The organism is Kribbella sp. NPDC023972 (assembly GCF_040639075.1).
Taxonomy (GTDB): domain Bacteria; phylum Actinomycetota; class Actinomycetes; order Propionibacteriales; family Kribbellaceae; genus Kribbella.
Window position 1 is genome coordinate 293191 of the sequence record NZ_JBEZZH010000003.1, and the last position, 17338, is coordinate 310528.

Consider the following 17338-nt stretch of genomic DNA (forward strand, 5'->3'; position numbering starts at 1 on the left):
CTGTGAAGAAGACGCTCATCGCGGCAACGGCTTTGTTGCTCACGGCAGCAGCCTGTACGCCGGGGTCCGACAGCCCGACCGGCGGCACCAGCGCGCCGAGCACGGTGAAGACGGATGCCGCCGCGCTCGGCGACGTGCAGTTGACCGTCTGGGACCAGGAGGTCCGCGGCGGCCAGGCGGCTCAGATGGCCGAGCTGGTCAAGCAGTTCCAGGCGAAGTACCCGAACATCAAGGTCAACCGGGTGTCCCGCTCGTTCGACGACCTGAAGACCACGCTGCGGCTGGCGCTGTCCGGCAACAACGCGCCGGACGTGGTCCAGGCGAACAACGGCCGTTCGGACATGGGGGAGTTCGTCAAGGCCGGTCAGCTGATGCCGCTGGACGAGTGGGCCAAGGCGTACAACTGGGGCAGCCGCTATCCGGGCTCGGTGCTGCAGTACTCGCGCTACTCGGCCGACGGCAAGACCTTCGGCGAGGGCAACCTCTACGGGCTGCCGCAGGTCGGCGAGGTGGTCGGGCTCTACTACAACAAGGAGAAGCTGACCAAGCTCGGCGTAGAACCGCCGAAGACGTGGGCCGAGTTCGAGGATGCGCTGGCGAAGGCGAAGGCGGCCGGTGAGGTGCCGATACAGCTCGGCAACCTGGACAAGTGGCCGGCCATCCACGTGTTCGGCACCGTGCAGGACCGGTTCGTGCCGGCGGACCAGATCACCACGCTCGCCTTCGGCCGGCCGGGTGCGTCCTGGAACACCCCGGAGAACACGAAGGCCGCCGAGACGCTGGTGTCCTGGGTGGACAAGGGCTACTTCAACTCCGGCTTCAACGGGCAGGGGTACGACCCGGCCTGGCAGGCTTTCGGCAAGGGCAACGGCGTGTTCCTGATCGCCGGCACCTGGCTGCAGGCGGATCTGCAGAAGGCGCTCGGCGAGAAGGTCGGGTTCATGCTGCCGCCGGGGGAGTCGGCCGACGCCAAGCCGGTCGTGACCGGTGGCACCGGCCTGCCGTTCGCGATCACCAGCAAGGCGAAGAACGCGGACGCGGCCGCGGCGTACATCAACTTCATCACCAGCCCGGACGCGATGAAGATCCTCACCAGCACCGGTAACCTGCCGATCGCCGACACCTCGGCCCAGCAGGCCCCGCCCGGTCTGGCCAGCGACATCTTCAGCAGCTTCGGTACGGCGGTGAGCAAGGAAGCCCTGGTGCCGTACCTCGACTACGCGACGCCGACCATGTACGACACGATCGGCGCGGCGCTGCAGGACCTGCTCGCGAAGAAGGCGACTCCGCAGCAGTTCCTGGCCACGCTGGAGGCCGACTACAGCAAGTTCGCGGGTAAGTGAGTTCGCCACCTGGAGAGCCGCGCCGGATCGGGTACCTCTACATCCTGCCGGCGCTGCTCGTGTACGGCGCTTTCCTGTTGTACCCGTTGATCCGGGCGGTCCACTTGTCGCTGTTCGAGTGGAACGGGATCACCCTCGGCCGATTCGTTGGCCTGAGCAACTATGCCGACGTGGTCCGGGATGCCGGGCTGCGGGCCGCGTTCGGGCACGCGCTGGTGCTGATCGTCTTCTACGCCGTGCTTCCGGTGCTGATCGGGCTGGCGCTGGCGTCGGTGCTGCAGCGGGCCAGGGTTCGCGGGCTCGGGTTTTTCCGGACCATCGTGTTCCTGCCGCAGGTGGTCGCGATGGTCGTGGTGGCTGTTGCCTGGCGCCGCATCTACGCTCCCGACGGCCCGTTGAACGACGTACTGCGGGCCGTCGGGCTGGATGGTGTCGCGCGGGGCTGGCTGGGCGACTACACGTTCGCTCTGCCGGCGGTCGGCGTGATCGGGACGTGGTTCGAGACCGGGTTGGTGACGGTGCTGCTGCTGGCCGGGATGTCCCGGATCCCCCGTGAGCGCTATGAGGCTGCGCGGCTGGACGGTGCGGGGCCGGTGTCGGAGTTCTTCGCGGTGGTGCTGCCCGCGGTCCGGGGTGAGATCGCGGTCGCGGCGACGTTGACGGTGATCGCCGCGCTGCGGACCTTCGACCTCGTGTACATCACCACGAGCGGCGGTCCTGGTACGTCGACCAGTGTTCCGTCGTACGAGGTCTATCACCGGGCGTTCGAGCTCGGGCAGGTCGGATCGGCTGCTGCCATTGGGGTTTGCCTGACGGTGCTGATCTTCGGGATCACGCTCGGGATCAACCGGCTCGCGGATCGGAGTACCGCGTGAGGGCGTCGGTGGCCGAGCGGATCGGCAACTACGCGCTGCTGACCGTCTTCGGGTTGTTCGCGCTCGGCCCGATCGTGACGATCCTGGCCGCCGCGCTCGGCCGGGACGACGCGGGCAGCGGATCGAGCGGGTTCGGGAACTTCGGCAAGGCGTGGGAGATCGGGCACTTCGGCACCTACCTGCGGATGAGTGTCGCGGTGTCGGTGACGGTCGTGGTGGTCAGTGTGCTGCTGTCGATCCTCAGCGGGTACGCGTTCGGCACGATGCGGTTCCGCGGCGCCGGCGTGCTGTTCTACCTGTTCCTGATCGGGATCATTATGCCGACCGAGGCGATCGTCGTACCGCTGTACTTCGATCTGCGCACCCTCGGGCTGACCGACACGTTCTGGGCCGTCGCGTTGCCGCAGGTCGCCCAGTCCGTTGCCTTCGGCACCTTTTGGATGCGGGCGTACTTCCGGTCCGCGTCCCGCTCGATGGTGGAGGCGGCGCGGCTGGACGGCGCCGGTCACTGGCGGACGCTGTGGCAGGTGCTGGTGCCGCCGGCCAGGCCCGCTCTGGTGACGCTGATCGTGCTGGTGTTCATGTGGACGTGGAACGAGTTCCTGATCCCGCTGGTGATGGTGACGACTGAGTCGCTGCGGACCGCACCGCTGGGGCTGGCCTTCTTCTCCGGTCAGTACACGTCCGGCTTCACTCTGCTGGCCGCGGGCGCGGTGATCGTGGGTACGCCGGTCGTCCTCGTCTACGCGTTCCTGCAGCGCCACTTCATCGCCGGCATGCTGGAAGGCGCCGTACGGGAGTGAGAATGCGCCGTACGGGAGTGATCAGAGCGCCTGGCAGGTCTTGCCCAAGGGGGCGTGCAGGCGCTCGGCGAGGACCTGGCGCTGGGTGGGCTTGGCCTCGGTCTGGCGCTGCAGGCCCTCATCGGTCAGGCAGACGGTGACCGCGCGCCGGTCCTCGGGGCACATGCTCCGCTCGACCAGGCCCGCTGCCTCCAGTCGGCCGATCACCCGGGACAGCGCGCTCTGGCTCAGGTGCACCGACTTCGCGATCGTGGCCACCTTGGCGGACCGGTCGGGCAGCTCGGCGAGGCGCTCGAGCACCTCGTACTCACTCATGCCCAGCGAGTGACCCGCCTGCAGCGCCCGGTCGAGGGCGCAGGTCAGGTCGGCGTGGCGGGCGAGCAGCTCGCGCCACTCCCGCACATCAGCACTGTCATCGGCGCTGGTCTCACCAGGACCGGCGCTGACCTTCGTGGCGGTCATGGAGGCGACGTTATCATGCATGCGCATTGAATGCAAGCGCATTTAATGCCTAGACATTAGATGCATGTGCATGGAATAGTCTCCCCTCGTGACACAGACAACGCACACCACATCACCGGCCCGCATGACCTGGGACGCGCGCCTCTGGGGCGCACTTCTGGTGGTCTGCGGCGTGATCTTCCTCGACGGCCTGGACGTCTCCATGGTCGGCATGTCCCTGCCGTCCATCGGCGCCGATCTGGGTGTTCCGCTCTCTTCCCTGCAGTGGGTGGTCACCGGCTACGTGCTCGGGTACGGCGGCCTGTTGCTGCTCGGCGGGCGTGCCGCCGACCTGCTCGGCCGCCGCCGCGTGTTCCTGATCGCCCTGGCGGTGTTCGCCGTGGTCTCGATGCTGAGCTCGCTGGCCACCAGCCCCGAACTGCTCATCGCCTCGCGGTTCGTCAAGGGGGTCGCCGCCGCGTTCACAGCGCCGGCCGCCCTGTCCATCATCACCACGACCTTCCACGAGGGCCCGGACCGCAACCGTGCCCTCAGCATCTTCACCACCTGCGCCGCCAGCGGTTTCTCGATGGGCCTGATCCTGGGTGGCGCGCTGACCGAGGTCGGCTGGCGCTGGACCTTCCTGATGCCCGGCCCGGTCGCCCTGATCGTGCTGCTGTTCGCGATCAAGCTGATCCCGACCAGCCCGCGTGACAACGCCGCCGGCGGTTACGACGTCCCCGGCGCGATCACCGTCACGGCCGGCATGCTGTCGCTCGTGTACGCCGTCGTCGGCGCCGAGCACGCCGGCTGGGTCTCGGTGCAGACCATCGGGATGTTCGCGCTGTCCGCGGTACTGCTGGCCTCCTTCGTCGCGATCGAGCTGCGGTCGAAGCACCCGCTGGTCCGGCTCGGCATCCTGCGCAATGCGTCGCTGCGCCGGGCGAACCTGGCCATCCTGACCGTGTTCGGTGCGTACGTCGCCTTCCAGCTGATCGGCACCCTCTACCTGCAGAACCTGCTCGGCTGGTCGTCGTTCGAGACCGCGCTGGCCTTCCTGCCCGCCGGCCTGCTGGTGGCCACGCTGTCGCCGAACGCCGGCAAGCTGGCCGACCGGTTCGGCACCGAGACGATGATCATCACCGCGATGGCACTGTTCGTGGTCGGGTACGCCTTGTCGCTGCGGATCGGTCCGGAGGCGGCGTACTTCTCGACCGTGTTCCCGACCATCATGCTGCTCGGTCTCGGCTTCGCGATCGGGTTCCCGGCGCTGAACATCCAGGCGGTGTCCGGCGTCCCGGACCACGAGCAGGGACTGGCGTCCGGGCTCTTCAACACCTCCAACCAGGTCGGTGGCGCGGTCGTCCTGGCGATCGTGACCGCGGTGATCAGCAGCCAGTCGGTCGGTGTGACCACGCCGGCCGGGATGCTGTCGGCGTACAAGCCGGGTCTGGCCGTGGTGACTGGTATCGCCGCGCTCGGTCTGGTGGTCGCCCTCACCGGCCTGCGTGGACTGCGCGCCCGGCGCGAGGCCGAGGCTGCCGAGGCGGCCGAGCTGGCCGCCGTACAGGACGAACTGGCCGCTGAGGCGATGACACCGGCCGCGTAACAACAACCAGCTCCGTGTGGGCTGTGTGTATCAACAACCAGCTCCGTGTGGGCTGTGTGTATATGGAGCAGTGCGGGTCACGCTTGTGGCCCGCACTGCTGTGTTTCGGCGCCGGTCAGGGTGCGGCGGGATGTGGTTCGGGGCGATCCCGGATTGGTTTCGACCTTCCTGGGTGCTGCACTGGGCACATGGACGAGCGAAGCGAGTGCATCATCAAGCCCTGCGAGCTTTGCTCATGCACGCCCGCAGCGAAGCGAGGACGGGCATGAGCAACGAGAGCGACTACGACCGGCGGGTCAAGGACATCCTCGACCGGGTCGCCAAGGGCCACCTGTCCACCGAGGAGGGTGCGACCCTCATCGCCGCCATCCGGCCCGCGCCATCCGCGGCGTCCGGCGGCGGTACGACGCCTGAGCCGGGCGCCGCGGACGGGCCGGTCGCCCAGGAGCCGGTTGCCGACGCGGGCTCGAAGGGCAAGACCGGCTGGCCGTCGGCGGACGACCTGCCGTCGCCGTCCGTCTGGGCGGACGTGGTCGACTCCCCGGATCCCGCCGACGCGCCCGCCGGCAAACACGCCGCCGGGCCGTCCCCGGTGACCGAGCCTGCCACTGAGTCTGACTTGGGCCCTGAGCCTGCCTCGGCCCCTGAGTCGGCGCCGGGTGCTGAGCCTGCCGCGGCTGCGGAGCCCGCGTCGGTTGCTGAGCCTGCCGCCGCCGCGGAGCCTGAGCCGGTTGCTGCGCAGAACGGTGCTCAGGAGAACGATGCTCAGGACAGTGTGGTCGACGAGGCGCCGACCGAGACCGAGGACGTCGAGGAGGAGCACAGCAACGTGCCGATGCCGGCTGGAGTGCAGCGGGTGACGGTGCGGGCGATCGGGCGGCGGGTGCGGCTGATCGGCGAGCCGGCCATCAACGGTGTCGCGGTCGACGGCCCGCACGTGATCAAACGGGACGGCGACACGCTCGCGATCAGCAGCGAGGGTGACATGGGCGTCTCGATCGACGGGTTCAGCATGTTGCGCAACCCGACCAACCTGAAGTCGCACGTGAACGGCCTGGCCAGGGAACTGTCCATCCGGGTCAACCCCAGCCTCCAGGTCGAGGTCGAGGTGACCGGGGGCAGCGTCAACGCCGAGCGCCTCCCCGGCCTGACCCGCGTCCGCGTCACCGCCGGTACGGCGAAGGTCTCCGACGTCGCCGGTCCGATCGATCTGCTGGTCCAGGCGGGCTCGGCCAGCCTGGACGCCCAGATCACCAAGGGCCGGTCCCGGGTCCGGGTCGAGTCCGGCGCCGCCACCGTGAACCTGCGCCGCGGTTCCGACGTCCGCGTGCACACCGAGTCCCAGCTCGGCCGGGTCAGCTGGGCCGGCGCCGTCACCGGCCAGTCCAAGGACGTGGAGATCGGCCGCGGCCGAGCCGCCTTGGACGTCGAGGTGCTCGTCGGCACGGCTCAGATCGTCTCTGACTAGTCACTTTGGGTGCCAGGCAGATTCTGTGGGTCTGCCTGGCGCTGCTCTGTCGTGGGAACAGTGCGCAAGGTGCGGAACGGCGAGAAGACCAGGAACGCAGTTCCGGCGAGTGACGCCAGCCCCGCGATCCAGAGTGTGGACCGGAGGCCGAACGCGGTGCCGAGCGCGCCGCCCAGCAGGCTGCCGAGCGGGGTAGCGCCCCAGCTGACGAAGCTCATGGTGGCGCTGACGCGGCCCTGCAGTTCTGGCGGGCACACGCGCTGCCGTGTACTCACCTGCAAGATGTAGCTGACGATGATGGAGAACCCGGCCAGCAGAGTGGCTACCACGAACCAGCTCAGCTGCCAGCCCTTCCCGGTCAGCGCCTGCAGGGTGAAGGCCACGCCGATACCGATCGACGACACGAGCAGTGACCGCGCATCGCCGTACCGGTTGCTGATCTTCTCCGTCATCGCGGACGCGACGATGGCGCCGGCGAGGCCGATCATGCTCAATACGCCGATCGTGCTCGGCTGCAGGTGGATCTCACGGACCAGGAACACGATCATCACCGCTCCGCTCGCGGCCTGGAACAGCATCGTGGTCGCGGTGTTCAGTGCGATCGGCCGCAGGAGAGGATGCCGGAACACGTAGCGCAGGCCGTCCGCGATCTCCCGGCGGAGGCTGGGCTGGTCCGGTTTGGCCGGCTGTCGTTCCGGCGTACGGATCGAGCGGAGCCAGATCGCGGACCACAGGAAGCTCAGAGCGTCCACGCCGATCGTCACCGCGGCACTGAGCCACTGCACCAGTACGCCGCCAGCGCCTGCACCCAGTACCGCAGCGACGGAGTGGTTGGCGGCCAGCTTTGCGTTGCCGGGGAGCAGTTGCTCAGGCTGCAGCAGTCGGGGTGGGTAGGAGCTGTGTGCCACGTCGAACAGCACGGTCAGGATCCCAGCCAGCACCAGTACGACGTACAGCTGCGTCAGAGTCAGTACGCCGAGAAGTGCGGCGACTGGGATCGAGCCGAAGAGCACTGCGCGGCCCAGGTCCGCGAACACGAGTACTGGCAGGCAGCGGACCCGGTCCACCCACGCACCGGCGAACAGGCCGAGCAGTAGCCAGGCTGCCGTCTCACAGGTCCGGAGCAGTGACACCTGGAAGGTGGTCGCGTCCAGGGTGAGTACTGCCAGCAGCGGGATGGCGATCATGCTCAAGCGGGTGCCGAGCTGGCTGAGCAGGTCCGCGGTCCAGAGGCGGCGGAAATCGGGGTGTCTGAGGATGCTCTGGCTGGGCGTCATATCCGGACGGTAGAGGCACAGTTGAGTCGTGTCGACTCAACTATCAACAAAGTTGAGTCCGCCCGACTCAAGGTTCTGCTCAGAGATAAAGGTGTCGAAACTGTCGGCGGCCTCGGTAAGGATGGTGGCCCGCATCACATCCAGAAGGGGGACGGGCGGCATGGCTGCTATCGAGGCGACTGGCCTCGTGAAGACGTTCAGGTCCAGGAAGAACACGGTGAAGGCACTCGACGGGATCGATCTCGACGTGCCGGAGGGGAGTGTCCTCGGGCTGCTCGGGCCGAATGGTGCGGGTAAGACGACGACGGTCCGGATCCTCACCACACTGATGGCACCGGACGAGGGCTCGGCCCGCGTGCTCGGGCACGACGTGGTGAAGGAGGCCGACACGGTCCGCTCGCTGGTCGGCCTGTCCGGTCAGTACGCCGCCGTCGACGAGCTGCTCACCGGCCGGGAGAACCTGTGGATGTTCGGCCGGCTGTACCGGCTGGGCAGCCAGCAGGCGAAGCAGCGGGCCGACGAGCTGCTGGAGATCTTCGACCTGACCGAGGCCGCGGACCGGATCTTGAAGACCTACTCGGGCGGGATGCGGCGCCGGCTGGACCTGGCCGGATCGCTGATCGCCCATCCCAAGGTGCTGTTCCTCGACGAACCGACCACCGGGCTCGACCCACGCAGCCGCCTCGACCTGTGGAAGATCATCCGCGACCGGGTCAGCGAGGGGGTCACGATCCTGCTGACGACGCAGTACCTGGAAGAAGCCGACGAGCTCGCCGACAGCATCGCGGTGGTCGACCACGGCTCGGTCATCGCCCGCGGTACGGCGGACGAGCTCAAGGCGAAGGTGGGCGGCGAGCGGATCGAGGTCGTCGTCCACGATCCGGAGGAGACGGGCCGGGCGCTCGAACTGCTCACCGCAGCGCTCGAGATCACCGACCCGGACGCGACCACGATGGACAAGCACAGCCGGCGGATCACCGTGCCGGCGCCGGGCGGATCGAGCTCGCTGGTCGACGTGATCCGCACCCTCGACGGGGCCGGCATCCGGATCGCCGACATCGGCCTGCGGCGGCCGACCCTGGACGACGTGTTCCTCACCCTCACCGGGCACGAGGCAGAAGACAAGGAGATGGTGTGAAGGAGCGGAGCGAGTTCACCATCAAGCACGGGGTGTTTGGTGTCTCATCGGCGCCCGGAGCGAAGCGAGGACGTCGATGAGCATGCCGGAGGTTCGGGCCGGTGAGGCGGCCAGGGTGAATCCGGTCGGCCGGGCGGTGACGGACGCGGGGGTGCTGGCGTGGCGGAGCCTGAAGCGGATCCCGCGGACGCCGGACATGCTGATCTACGCGACCATCCAGCCGATCATGTTCGTGCTGCTGTTCGCGTACGTGTTCGGTGACGCGATCCCGATCCCGGGTGCGCCGGGGGCGAAGGCGTACCGGGAGTTCCTGATGTCCGGGATCTTCGCCCAGACGATGGCGTTCGCGGTCGCGTCGGCGAGTGTCGGGCTGGCCGACGACATGTCCAAGGGCCTGATCGACCGGTTCCGGTCGTTGCCGATGGCGCGGTCCGGGGTGATCGCCGGGCGGGTGATCGGCGACCTGGTGTTCAACGCGTTCGTGATGGTCGTGATGGTGCTCTGCGGGTTCATCGTCGGCTGGCGCTGGCACAACGGGTTCGGCAACGCGCTGGCGGCGTTCGCGATCCTGCTGCTGTTCGCGTTCGCGATGCTGTGGGTCGGAGCGCTGATCGGCCTGTCCGTCGGCGGGCCCGAGGTCGCGGCGTCGGCGGGCCTGATCTGGCTGTTCCCGCTGACATTCCTGTCCAACGCCTTCGTCCCGACGCCGAACCTGCCCGGCGGTCTGCAACCGGTGGCGGAGTGGAACCCGATCTCCTCCATCGTCGCGGCCTGCCGGCACCTGTTCGGCAACCCGTCCCCATTCGCCAGTGACGGCTTCCCGGCCCAGCACCCGGTCCTGCTCTCGCTGATCTGGTGCACGGTCATCATCGTCATCTTCGCGCCGCTCGCGGTCCGCAAGTACCGCAGCGCAACCAGTCACTGAACCAGTCGATCGGCGGCCGGACCTGCGTGTCCGGCCGCCGTCGCACGTCCCGAGCCGTTGACAATATTTATACGGCGTGCAAATACTTCGAACTATGTTAAAGAAACCGGCGGCGAACTGGCGGGAGGCGCGGCGGGAGAATGCCCGGGCCGCGGTGCTGACCGCCGCCTGGGAGCTGGTCCGGGCCGATGGACTGGCCGCGTTGTCGTTGCGTGAGCTGGCGCGGCGGGCCGGTATCACCACGCCGACGGTGTACGCGTACTTCGAGTCCAAGAACGCCATCCTGGACGCGATGTTCGCGCAGGCGGCCGAGGCCTTCGTCGAGTGCAAGGCCTCGCTGCCGGTGACGGGCGATCCACAGCAGGATCTGCTGGCCGACGTACGGGCGTTCATCGCGTTCTGTGTCTCCGACGTACCGCGGTATCAGCTGCTGTTCCAGCACGCGGTGCCCGGGTTCACGCCGTCGGCCGAGTCCTACGAGTTGGCGGTCAAGGCGCTGGACGCCACCCGCGAACTCCTCGCGCGCAACGGCGCGCACGATCCGCGGCACCTCGACATCTGGACGGCGATCAACACCGGCCTGGTCGACCAGCAGGTCTCCAACGACCCTGGCGGCGACCGGTGGAGCCGTCTCGCCGAGGACGTCACCCGGATGTTCCTCGCTCAGTTCGGGGAACGCCGGTAACGCAAGGGGGAACCATGACCAACGTGACCCAGCCCAGACTGCACCACCTCGCCCTGACCGTGACCGACCTGGAGTCGAGCGTCCAGTGGTACGGCGAAGTGTTCGGGGTGCGACCGGTGCTCGACGTACCGCACCAGGGCGGCGTGGGCCGCATCCTGGCCGACGAGGACCGGCAGCTGATGATCGCCCTGCACCACCACGACACCAACGACGGCGGGTTGTGCAAGGAAACCGTGACCGGCCTCGACCACGCCGGCTTCACCGTCCCCACCCGTGCCGACCTCGAACGCTGGCAGGACCACCTGGAGTCCCACGGCGTGGTCCGCGCCGAAACCGCCGACAAACCCCTGACCCAGTCCCCGATCGCCGACGAGCCCTACGCCTCAGTCCTCGTCTTCCGAGACCAAGACAACATCCAGCTGGAACTCTTCGCCCCGGCCACCCACTAATCCCCGCGCCGGTCGCGCACGGGCCGGTCGCGCCCGCACCGGCCGCGCCCGCGCCGGCCGCGCACGCCTCGCGTCCCACGCGACGCCGGCTCCTGTCCAACCGCTCAGGTTCGGGACTTTGCGTGGCCGCCGACGGTCAGCCGGAAGCAACCTGCAAAGTCCCGAACCTGAGCTACCTGAGCCAGGCAGCACCGGATCGCCCGCCCGCGTGCGGCCGTGGGCAAGCGAGTAGGCGCACCCGACGTACGGCGTGGCTGATACCCCGGCCTACCCCGAGAAATGCGAAGCGCCCGGGTGGGAGTCCCACCGGGCGCTCGAGCTTGGGTGGGGTCAGCCGGTGAAGGGTTCGGCGGCGACGATCTCGACCGTCACGTCCTTGCCGTTCGGCGCCTCGTAGGTCGCCTTGTCGCCCTTCTTCTTGCCGAGGATCGCCGATCCCAGCGGCGACTGCGGCGAGTAGACGTCGATGTCGACCGACGCGTCCAGGGCGAGCAGTTCGCGGGAGCCGAGCAGGAACGTCTCGACGTCGTCGTCACCGGCGAACTTGATCGACACCTTCATCCCCGGCCCGATCTTCGCGCCGGCCTTCGGGGTCTCGCCGACCCGGGCCCGGCGCAGCATGTCCTCCAGCTGCCGGATCCTGGCCTCGATCTTGCCCTGCTCGTCCTTGGCGGCGTGGTACCCGCCGTTCTCCTTGAGGTCGCCCTCGTCCCTGGCCTCGCTGATGCGCTGGGTGATCTCGGCACGAGCCGGGCCCTTGAGGTGCTCGAGCTCGGACTTCAGCTGGTCGTAACCGTCTTGCGTCAGCCAGACAACGCTGTCCTCTTCGATCCGCTGCGTCACGGGCTGCTCCTTGTGTCGGTGGGATGGGGCAGAAATGCTGCTGGCCGCCGTCGTCGACGGCGACCAATCCACTGAGCGTAGCAAGTCACGGCCCGGAACCCCACAGTTCTTTTCACCCTCAAGCACGGGGAGATCGCTTGCCGAATGGTTTTTCCCACATCGTGAGCAGGTCCCCGGCAATCGGTTGCCAGGCACCACCGGGGCAGGTTCCTGACCTGCACTTTCCGGTACGGCGTCCGTTGTCAGCGCGACCTGGACCGCCCCGCCGGCGTCATCTTTGCCGGCCGGATCGCAGTCGACCGGCAGGGGCAGGGGACTGAAATGGATGTGGAGCCAACGCCGGCCGAGCCCGCGAACCGCGGCCGCGGCGGCGGCTGCCGTGGATCGGCGTACGGGAGCAGGTAGTGCGCAAGCACCTGAAAGTCACCGGGGCGGCGCTGGTCGCGGCGCTCAAGAAGTACGACGGCCCGGCCTGAAGCCATGACTCTGGAGCATGCGTCAGTGCGGGCGGGGGGTGTCCGAGGTGGTGCAGCCGATGAGGACGACCGAGGTGGCGGCGCGCTGGGTGGTGAGGGTGGCGGGCAGCGTCTGGTGACGGGGGGAGTCGGCCGGCACCGTGATGGTGAGTTCGCCGACGATGGAGAAGTCGGCGGCCTTCGCCTGCAGGCGGCAGCTGGCCTCGATGGACTTGGTACGGTCGACCTGAATGCTCGCCTTCGCACTGGTCGCCGACGTGATCTCGAAGCCCAGCAGCCGCGACGTCACCGGCGGGTTCGACTGCACGAACGCGGCCCACAGCAACCAGACCAGCCCGACCGCGACGACCACGGCCACGACTCCGATGACCAACGGCCGGCGCGACCGTCCACCTCGTCCGTACCGTGCGTCGAGGTCTGGCGTCGGAACACTGGGTGATGGCTCAGTCAAGGGAGGTCCAGGGGGTCGGTCGTGCGGGTGGGCCGGGGTTGGAGGACCATTGTGTCTTGTGAGTGGAGATCTTCGGCTGTTGCATGTGCATGCCCACCCTGATGACGAGTCGAGCAAGGGAGCCGCGTCGACGGCCCGGTACGTCGCCGAAGGCGTCGAGGTCCTGGTGGCCACGTGCACCGGTGGGGAACGCGGGTCGATCCTGAATCCGAAGATGGACCGGCCGGAGGTGCTCGAGAACATCAGCGAGATCCGCCGCAAGGAGATGGACGCGGCCCGGGAGATCCTCGGCATCCGGCAGGAGTGGCTGGGCTGGGTCGACTCCGGCTTCCCCGAGGGCGACCCGCTGCCGCCGCTGCCGGAGGGCTGCTTCGCCGCGCTCAAGGTGGAGGACGCGGCCGCGCCGCTGGTGAAGCTGATCCGCGAGTTCCGTCCGCAGGTCGTCACGACGTACGACGAGAACGGCGGCTACCCGCACCCGGACCACGTGATGTGCCACCAGATCACCGTCGCCGCGTTCGAGGCGGCCGGGGACAAGGACGCCTACCCGGACCTCGGCGAGCCGTGGCAGCCGCTGAAGCTGTACTACCACCACACGTTCCACTACGAGCGGATGAAGGCGCTGCACGACGGGATGGTCGCGCGCGGCCTGGAGTCGCCGTACGCCGAACGCCTCAAGGACTGGAAGCCGGACCCGGAGAACGAGCGCCGGATCACCACCCGGGTGGAGTGCGCCGAGTACTTCGCCACCCGGGACAAGGCGCTGCTCGCCCACGCCACCCAGATCGACCCGGACGGCGCGTGGTTCGCCGTACCGCTGGAGGTACATCAGGAGGCGTGGCCGACCGAGGACTACGAGCTGGCCCGCAGCCTGGTGGAGTCCGAACTGCCCGAAGACGACCTGTTCGCGGGGCTGCGCTGACGGCGGGCGCGGACAGTGAGAGACTGGTGGCGTGACAGCGATGACCACCCTTGTGACGACCGAGATCGATCCGAACTCGGTGCGCCCCGGCTGGGTCGCGCTGCTGATCGTGCTGGCGCTCGGTGCCGCCACGGTGCTGCTGATGCGCAACATGGGCAAGCAGTTGAAGAAGATCGACTTCGACGACGTTGGTGCGCGCGACCGAGCACCGTCCGACGCCCCAGCGAGCGCGGACAGCTCAGCGGCCCCGGCTGGCGATGCCGAGCCGAAGGCGACGGACGCCCGGACGACGTCTGACCCGGAAACGAAGCCGGCCGAGTCGACAGAGAGTGACGGCAAGGCGCACTCGCCGCACTGAACCCGGGCAATCTCCCGACCCCCTCATCACGAGATGGTGTCGGACTGGGCAGCCCACTGCTGGCTGACCCTATAGTGAGCCGCGTGTTGAACCGTGCCGAGAGCGGCGACGCTCAGTGTCGCCTCTGACCCCGCCCCACCGCCCGGGTCGGGGGACAGCGACCCGCGCCGCCCGGCACCGCATGCCCGGACGTCTGGTCGCGGGTGGTGCGAGCGCGGTCGTCGTAGCCTCGGTGGCGCTGGTGGTGGCGCTGTTCGCGGCCGGCAGTGAACCGCGCGACCTCGGCGGGATCGGCGGGCCGGGCCTGTTGGTCGACTGGTCGTTGCCGTTCTTCCGGCTGATCGCCACGCTCGCGACCGTCGGCTGCGCGGGTGCTCTGCTGGCCGCCGTCGTCCTGCTCCGGATCGAGGGTGGGTCGCTCGGCGTCCAGGGCCGGCGGGCCGTGCGGGACGCCAGCAACTCGGCGATCATCTGGGCGGTCTCGGCGTTCGCCGGCGCGGTCGTCACCGCCGCGATCCTGCTCGACACTCCGGTCGACCTGCTCCGGCTCCGGCTGGACGACGCGCTCGGCGTCCCGGAGGTCAAGGCGCTGCTGATCACCGGCATCCTCGTGGTCGCGCTGGCGATCGGCATCCGCCGCGTCCAGACCTCGGCGGCGGCCGGTCTCGGCGTACTCGTGGCCATCGCGGCCCTCATCCCGACCGCGGTCACGGCGTACCCGCGCAACGAGTCGTACGTCGTCATCGCGGGCGCGGCCCTGGTCGTCCACGTGATCGCGGCGACGAGCTGGATCGGCGGTCTCGCGGGCCTGGTCCGGTACGGGCGGGCCAGTCGCGCTGGACTCCCGATCGTGCTCGAGCGGTTCAACCAGGTCGCGATCATCTCGTCGATCGCCGTACTGCTGAGCGGCCTGCTCACCGGAGCCGGCCGGCTCGCGGCCAAGGCCGGCGGCTGGGGCTCCCTGCCCGACGTCCTCACCGCGGACGCCTACGGCGCACTCCTCCTGGCCAAGATCGCCGCCTTCGTCATCCTCATCATCGGCACCTGGCTGCACCGCCGCAAAGCCACCAGCAACCTACTCGACGGCAACCGCCCCTTCTGGCAACTGGTCACCTTCGAGCTCCTCGCCATGTCCCTGACCCTGGGCCTGTCCGTCGCCCTCTCCCAGACCGCCTAACGTGGGGGTATGGCGTCCACCAATGAGCTAGGCCGGAGCACGAGCCCGTATCTGCGGCAGCACGCCGGGAACCCGGTGGCTTGGCGGGAGTGGTCGGAGGGGGCGTTCGCGGAGGCTCGGGAGCGGGATGTGCCCGTGTTTCTGTCGGTGGGGTATTCGGCTTGTCACTGGTGTCATGTGATGGCGCACGAGTCGTTCGAGGACGAGGCGACGGCGGCCTACCTGAACGAGCACTTCGTGAATATCAAGGTGGACCGCGAGGAGCGGCCGGATGTGGACGCGATCTACATGTCCGCGACGGTGGCGATGACCGGGCACGGTGGGTGGCCGATGTCGGTGTTCCTGACGCCGGACGCCGAGCCGTTCTTCTGCGGTACGTACTTCCCGGCCGATTCGCGCAGTGGTATGGCGTCCTTCCGGCAGGTGCTCGAGTCGCTGGTCGACGCCTGGCGGACGAAGCGCGACCAGATCGACGGCATCGGCCGACGGGTGGTCGAGCAGCTGGGTGCTCAGCAGGTCCAGCAGGGTGAGCTGGTGGACCTGGACCGGGCGGTCGCGCTGCTGAGGGCCGACTTCGATCCGGTCGACGCCGGGTTCGGGTCCGCGCCGAAGTTCCCGCCGTCGATGGTGCTCGACTTCCTGCTTCGCCATCATCGCCGTACCGGTTCGGAGGACGCGCTCGCGATGGTCGCGGCGACCTGCGAGCGGATGGCCCGCGGCGGTATGTACGACCAGCTCGCCGGTGGCTTCGCGCGATACTCGGTCGACGGCCAGTGGATCGTCCCGCACTTCGAGAAGATGCTGTACGACAACGCCCTGCTGCTCGACGTCTACACGCAGTGGTGGACCGTCAGCGAGAACCCGCTGGCGAAGCGCATCGCCGAGGAGACCGCCGACTTCCTGCTCGCCGAGCTACGCACCGAGGAAGGCGGCTTCGCCTCCGCACTCGACGCGGACACCGAAGGAGAGGAAGGCAAGTACTACGTCTGGACGCCGGACCAGTTGCGCGAAGCGCTGACCGAGGACGACGCGCGGTGGGTCATCGACCTCTGCGATGTCACCGGCACCTTCGAGCACGGCACGTCGGTCCTCCAGCTGCGCAGCGATCCGGACGACCCCGACCGCTGGCAACGCATCCGCGCCACCCTGCGCGCCAAGCGAGCGGACCGCACCTACCCCGGCCGCGACGACAAGGTGGTCGCCGCCTGGAACGGTCTCGCCATCACCGCGCTCGCCCGAGCCGGCGTCATCCTCGCCAAGTCCGAGTACGTCGAGGCAGCAAGCCGAGCGGCCGGATTGGTCCGGGACGTCCACCTCGGCGACGACGGCAGGCTGCATCGGACCTCGAGGGACGGGGTCCGGGGAACCGCCCACGGTGTGCTCGAGGACTACGCGGCGTACGCCCAAGGTTGTCTCACTCTTTTAGGTGTCACCGGCAACATCGAGTGGTTCGAGACCGCGAAAGCCCTGCTCGACCGGGTACTCGAGCAGTTTGTTGCCGATGGCTCCTACTTTGACACGGCCGCGGACGCCGAGGAGCTGGTCTGGCGTCCGCAGGACCCGACCGACAACGCCAGCCCGTCCGGTGTGAGCCTGGCCGCCGAGGCGTTCACCACCCTGGCCAGCCTGACCGGATCAGTCCGGTACGAGTCCGCGGCCGAACAGGCCCTGAAGGCGTCCGCGACCATCGCCGCCCGCGCGCCCCGGTTCGCCGGCCGGGCCCTCGCCGTCGCCGAGACCATTGCCTCCGGCCCGCTGGAGATCGCGATCGTCGGCACCTCCCCGGAGTTGAGCAGGACCGCGCTGGCCACTGCTCCGTGGGGTACGGCGATCGTCCACGGCGAGCCCGGTCTCGGCGTACCGCTGATGGAAGGCCGTGGCCTGGTCGACGGGCGGCCGGCGGCGTACGTGTGTCAGAAGTTCACCTGCCGGCTGCCAGTGGTGTTGCCGGAAGACCTTCGCCGTGAGTTGACAACCGCGAACTGACAACGAGCGCAGTGCGGGTTTTCCCTGCGGTTTCGCGGGAATCCCTTGACTCCTGGCCCCGCGCACTGGAGAGTTCGCCATCAGTCGGATGTAACAGATCTCGCATGTCCTG

The 17338-nt window shown here is 68.6% G+C and carries 17 protein-coding genes; 13 read left to right on the forward strand and 4 right to left on the reverse strand.

The genetic code is table 11. The annotated features are described in order from the left end of the window. The first annotated feature begins 2 nt into the window (after nucleotides 1–2). From AB0F43_RS14460 to AB0F43_RS14470, 3 genes are read left to right on the forward strand one after another with little or no spacing between them, the layout of a single operon-like run. A complete protein-coding gene (locus AB0F43_RS14460) occupies nucleotides 3–1343 on the forward strand; it encodes an extracellular solute-binding protein (protein WP_360475365.1) in 1341 nt (446 codons plus the stop codon). After that, a complete protein-coding gene (locus tag AB0F43_RS14465) occupies nucleotides 1340–2218 on the forward strand; it encodes a sugar ABC transporter permease (RefSeq protein ID WP_360475368.1) in 879 nt (292 codons plus the stop codon). The genes AB0F43_RS14460 and AB0F43_RS14465 overlap by 4 nt, the downstream gene beginning before the upstream one ends. After that, nucleotides 2215–3021: a carbohydrate ABC transporter permease gene (locus AB0F43_RS14470; RefSeq protein WP_360475371.1), complete on the forward strand. Its 807-nt coding sequence runs from the start codon at nucleotides 2215–2217 to the stop codon at nucleotides 3019–3021. The genes AB0F43_RS14465 and AB0F43_RS14470 overlap by 4 nt, the downstream gene beginning before the upstream one ends. Nucleotides 3022–3042: 21 nt before the next feature. Here the strand turns inward: AB0F43_RS14470 and AB0F43_RS14475 are convergent, their stop codons facing one another. Next, a complete protein-coding gene (locus tag AB0F43_RS14475; RefSeq protein ID WP_360475374.1) occupies nucleotides 3043–3483 on the reverse strand; it encodes a MarR family transcriptional regulator in 441 nt (146 codons plus the stop codon). Nucleotides 3484–3571: 88 nt separating this feature from the next. On the opposite strand from AB0F43_RS14475, the gene AB0F43_RS14480 reads away from it, so the two are divergent. Beyond that, nucleotides 3572–5071 (forward strand): MFS transporter, encoded by a 1500-nt coding sequence (locus AB0F43_RS14480; RefSeq protein ID WP_360475377.1) that lies wholly within the window; start codon nucleotides 3572–3574, stop codon nucleotides 5069–5071. A 265-nt stretch (nucleotides 5072–5336) separates the two neighbouring features. Beyond that, nucleotides 5337–6539 (forward strand): hypothetical protein, encoded by a 1203-nt coding sequence (locus tag AB0F43_RS14485; protein ID WP_360475380.1) that lies wholly within the window; start codon nucleotides 5337–5339, stop codon nucleotides 6537–6539. Here the strand turns inward: AB0F43_RS14485 and AB0F43_RS14490 are convergent. Further along, nucleotides 6536–7816, reverse strand: a complete 1281-nt coding sequence (locus AB0F43_RS14490; RefSeq protein ID WP_360475383.1) for an MFS transporter — start codon at nucleotides 7814–7816, stop codon at nucleotides 6536–6538. The genes AB0F43_RS14485 and AB0F43_RS14490 overlap by 4 nt on opposite strands. A gap of 160 nt (nucleotides 7817–7976) precedes the next feature. Here AB0F43_RS14490 and AB0F43_RS14495 point away from each other — a divergent pair, with 160 nt between their 5' ends. From AB0F43_RS14495 to AB0F43_RS14510, 4 genes are all read left to right on the forward strand, one after another. Then, on the forward strand, nucleotides 7977–8954 hold the full coding sequence (locus AB0F43_RS14495) for an ATP-binding cassette domain-containing protein (RefSeq protein WP_360475386.1): 978 nt from the start codon (nucleotides 7977–7979) through the stop codon (nucleotides 8952–8954). A 76-nt stretch (nucleotides 8955–9030) separates the two neighbouring features. Beyond that, nucleotides 9031–9879 carry an ABC transporter permease gene (locus AB0F43_RS14500; protein WP_360475389.1) on the forward strand — a complete coding sequence of 283 codons (849 nt, stop codon included), beginning with the start codon at nucleotides 9031–9033 and terminating at the stop codon, nucleotides 9877–9879. A gap of 94 nt (nucleotides 9880–9973) precedes the next feature. Further along, the gene (locus tag AB0F43_RS14505; protein WP_360475392.1) at nucleotides 9974–10564 is read left to right on the forward strand and encodes a TetR/AcrR family transcriptional regulator; all 591 of its coding nucleotides are present in this window, start codon (nucleotides 9974–9976) and stop codon (nucleotides 10562–10564) included. A 14-nt stretch (nucleotides 10565–10578) separates the two neighbouring features. Continuing rightward, complete coding sequence (locus tag AB0F43_RS14510; protein ID WP_360475395.1) at nucleotides 10579–11013, forward strand: VOC family protein; 435 nt, start codon at nucleotides 10579–10581, stop codon at nucleotides 11011–11013. A gap of 330 nt (nucleotides 11014–11343) precedes the next feature. Here AB0F43_RS14510 and greA read toward each other — a convergent pair whose 3' ends face one another. Together greA and AB0F43_RS14520 are read right to left on the reverse strand one after the other, a co-directional pair. Beyond that, a complete protein-coding gene (gene greA / locus AB0F43_RS14515; RefSeq protein ID WP_132324853.1) occupies nucleotides 11344–11856 on the reverse strand; it encodes a transcription elongation factor GreA in 513 nt (170 codons plus the stop codon). A 498-nt stretch (nucleotides 11857–12354) separates the two neighbouring features. Next, nucleotides 12355–12783, reverse strand: coding sequence for a DUF4307 domain-containing protein (locus AB0F43_RS14520; protein ID WP_360475397.1), 429 nt, complete (start codon nucleotides 12781–12783; stop codon nucleotides 12355–12357). 58 nt (nucleotides 12784–12841) lie between these two features. On the opposite strand from AB0F43_RS14520, the gene mca reads away from it, so the two are divergent. From mca to AB0F43_RS14540, 4 genes are all read left to right on the forward strand, one after another. After that, the gene (mca, locus tag AB0F43_RS14525) at nucleotides 12842–13705 is read left to right on the forward strand and encodes a mycothiol conjugate amidase Mca (RefSeq protein WP_360475400.1); all 864 of its coding nucleotides are present in this window, start codon (nucleotides 12842–12844) and stop codon (nucleotides 13703–13705) included. A 40-nt stretch (nucleotides 13706–13745) separates the two neighbouring features. Next, nucleotides 13746–14063, forward strand: coding sequence for a hypothetical protein (locus AB0F43_RS14530; RefSeq protein WP_360475402.1), 318 nt, complete (start codon nucleotides 13746–13748; stop codon nucleotides 14061–14063). A gap of 181 nt (nucleotides 14064–14244) precedes the next feature. Then, on the forward strand, nucleotides 14245–15240 hold the full coding sequence (locus AB0F43_RS14535; RefSeq protein WP_360475405.1) for a CopD family protein: 996 nt from the start codon (nucleotides 14245–14247) through the stop codon (nucleotides 15238–15240). Nucleotides 15241–15249: 9 nt separating this feature from the next. Beyond that, nucleotides 15250–17226, forward strand: a complete 1977-nt coding sequence (locus AB0F43_RS14540; protein ID WP_360475408.1) for a thioredoxin domain-containing protein — start codon at nucleotides 15250–15252, stop codon at nucleotides 17224–17226. Nucleotides 17227–17338 lie beyond the last annotated feature (112 nt).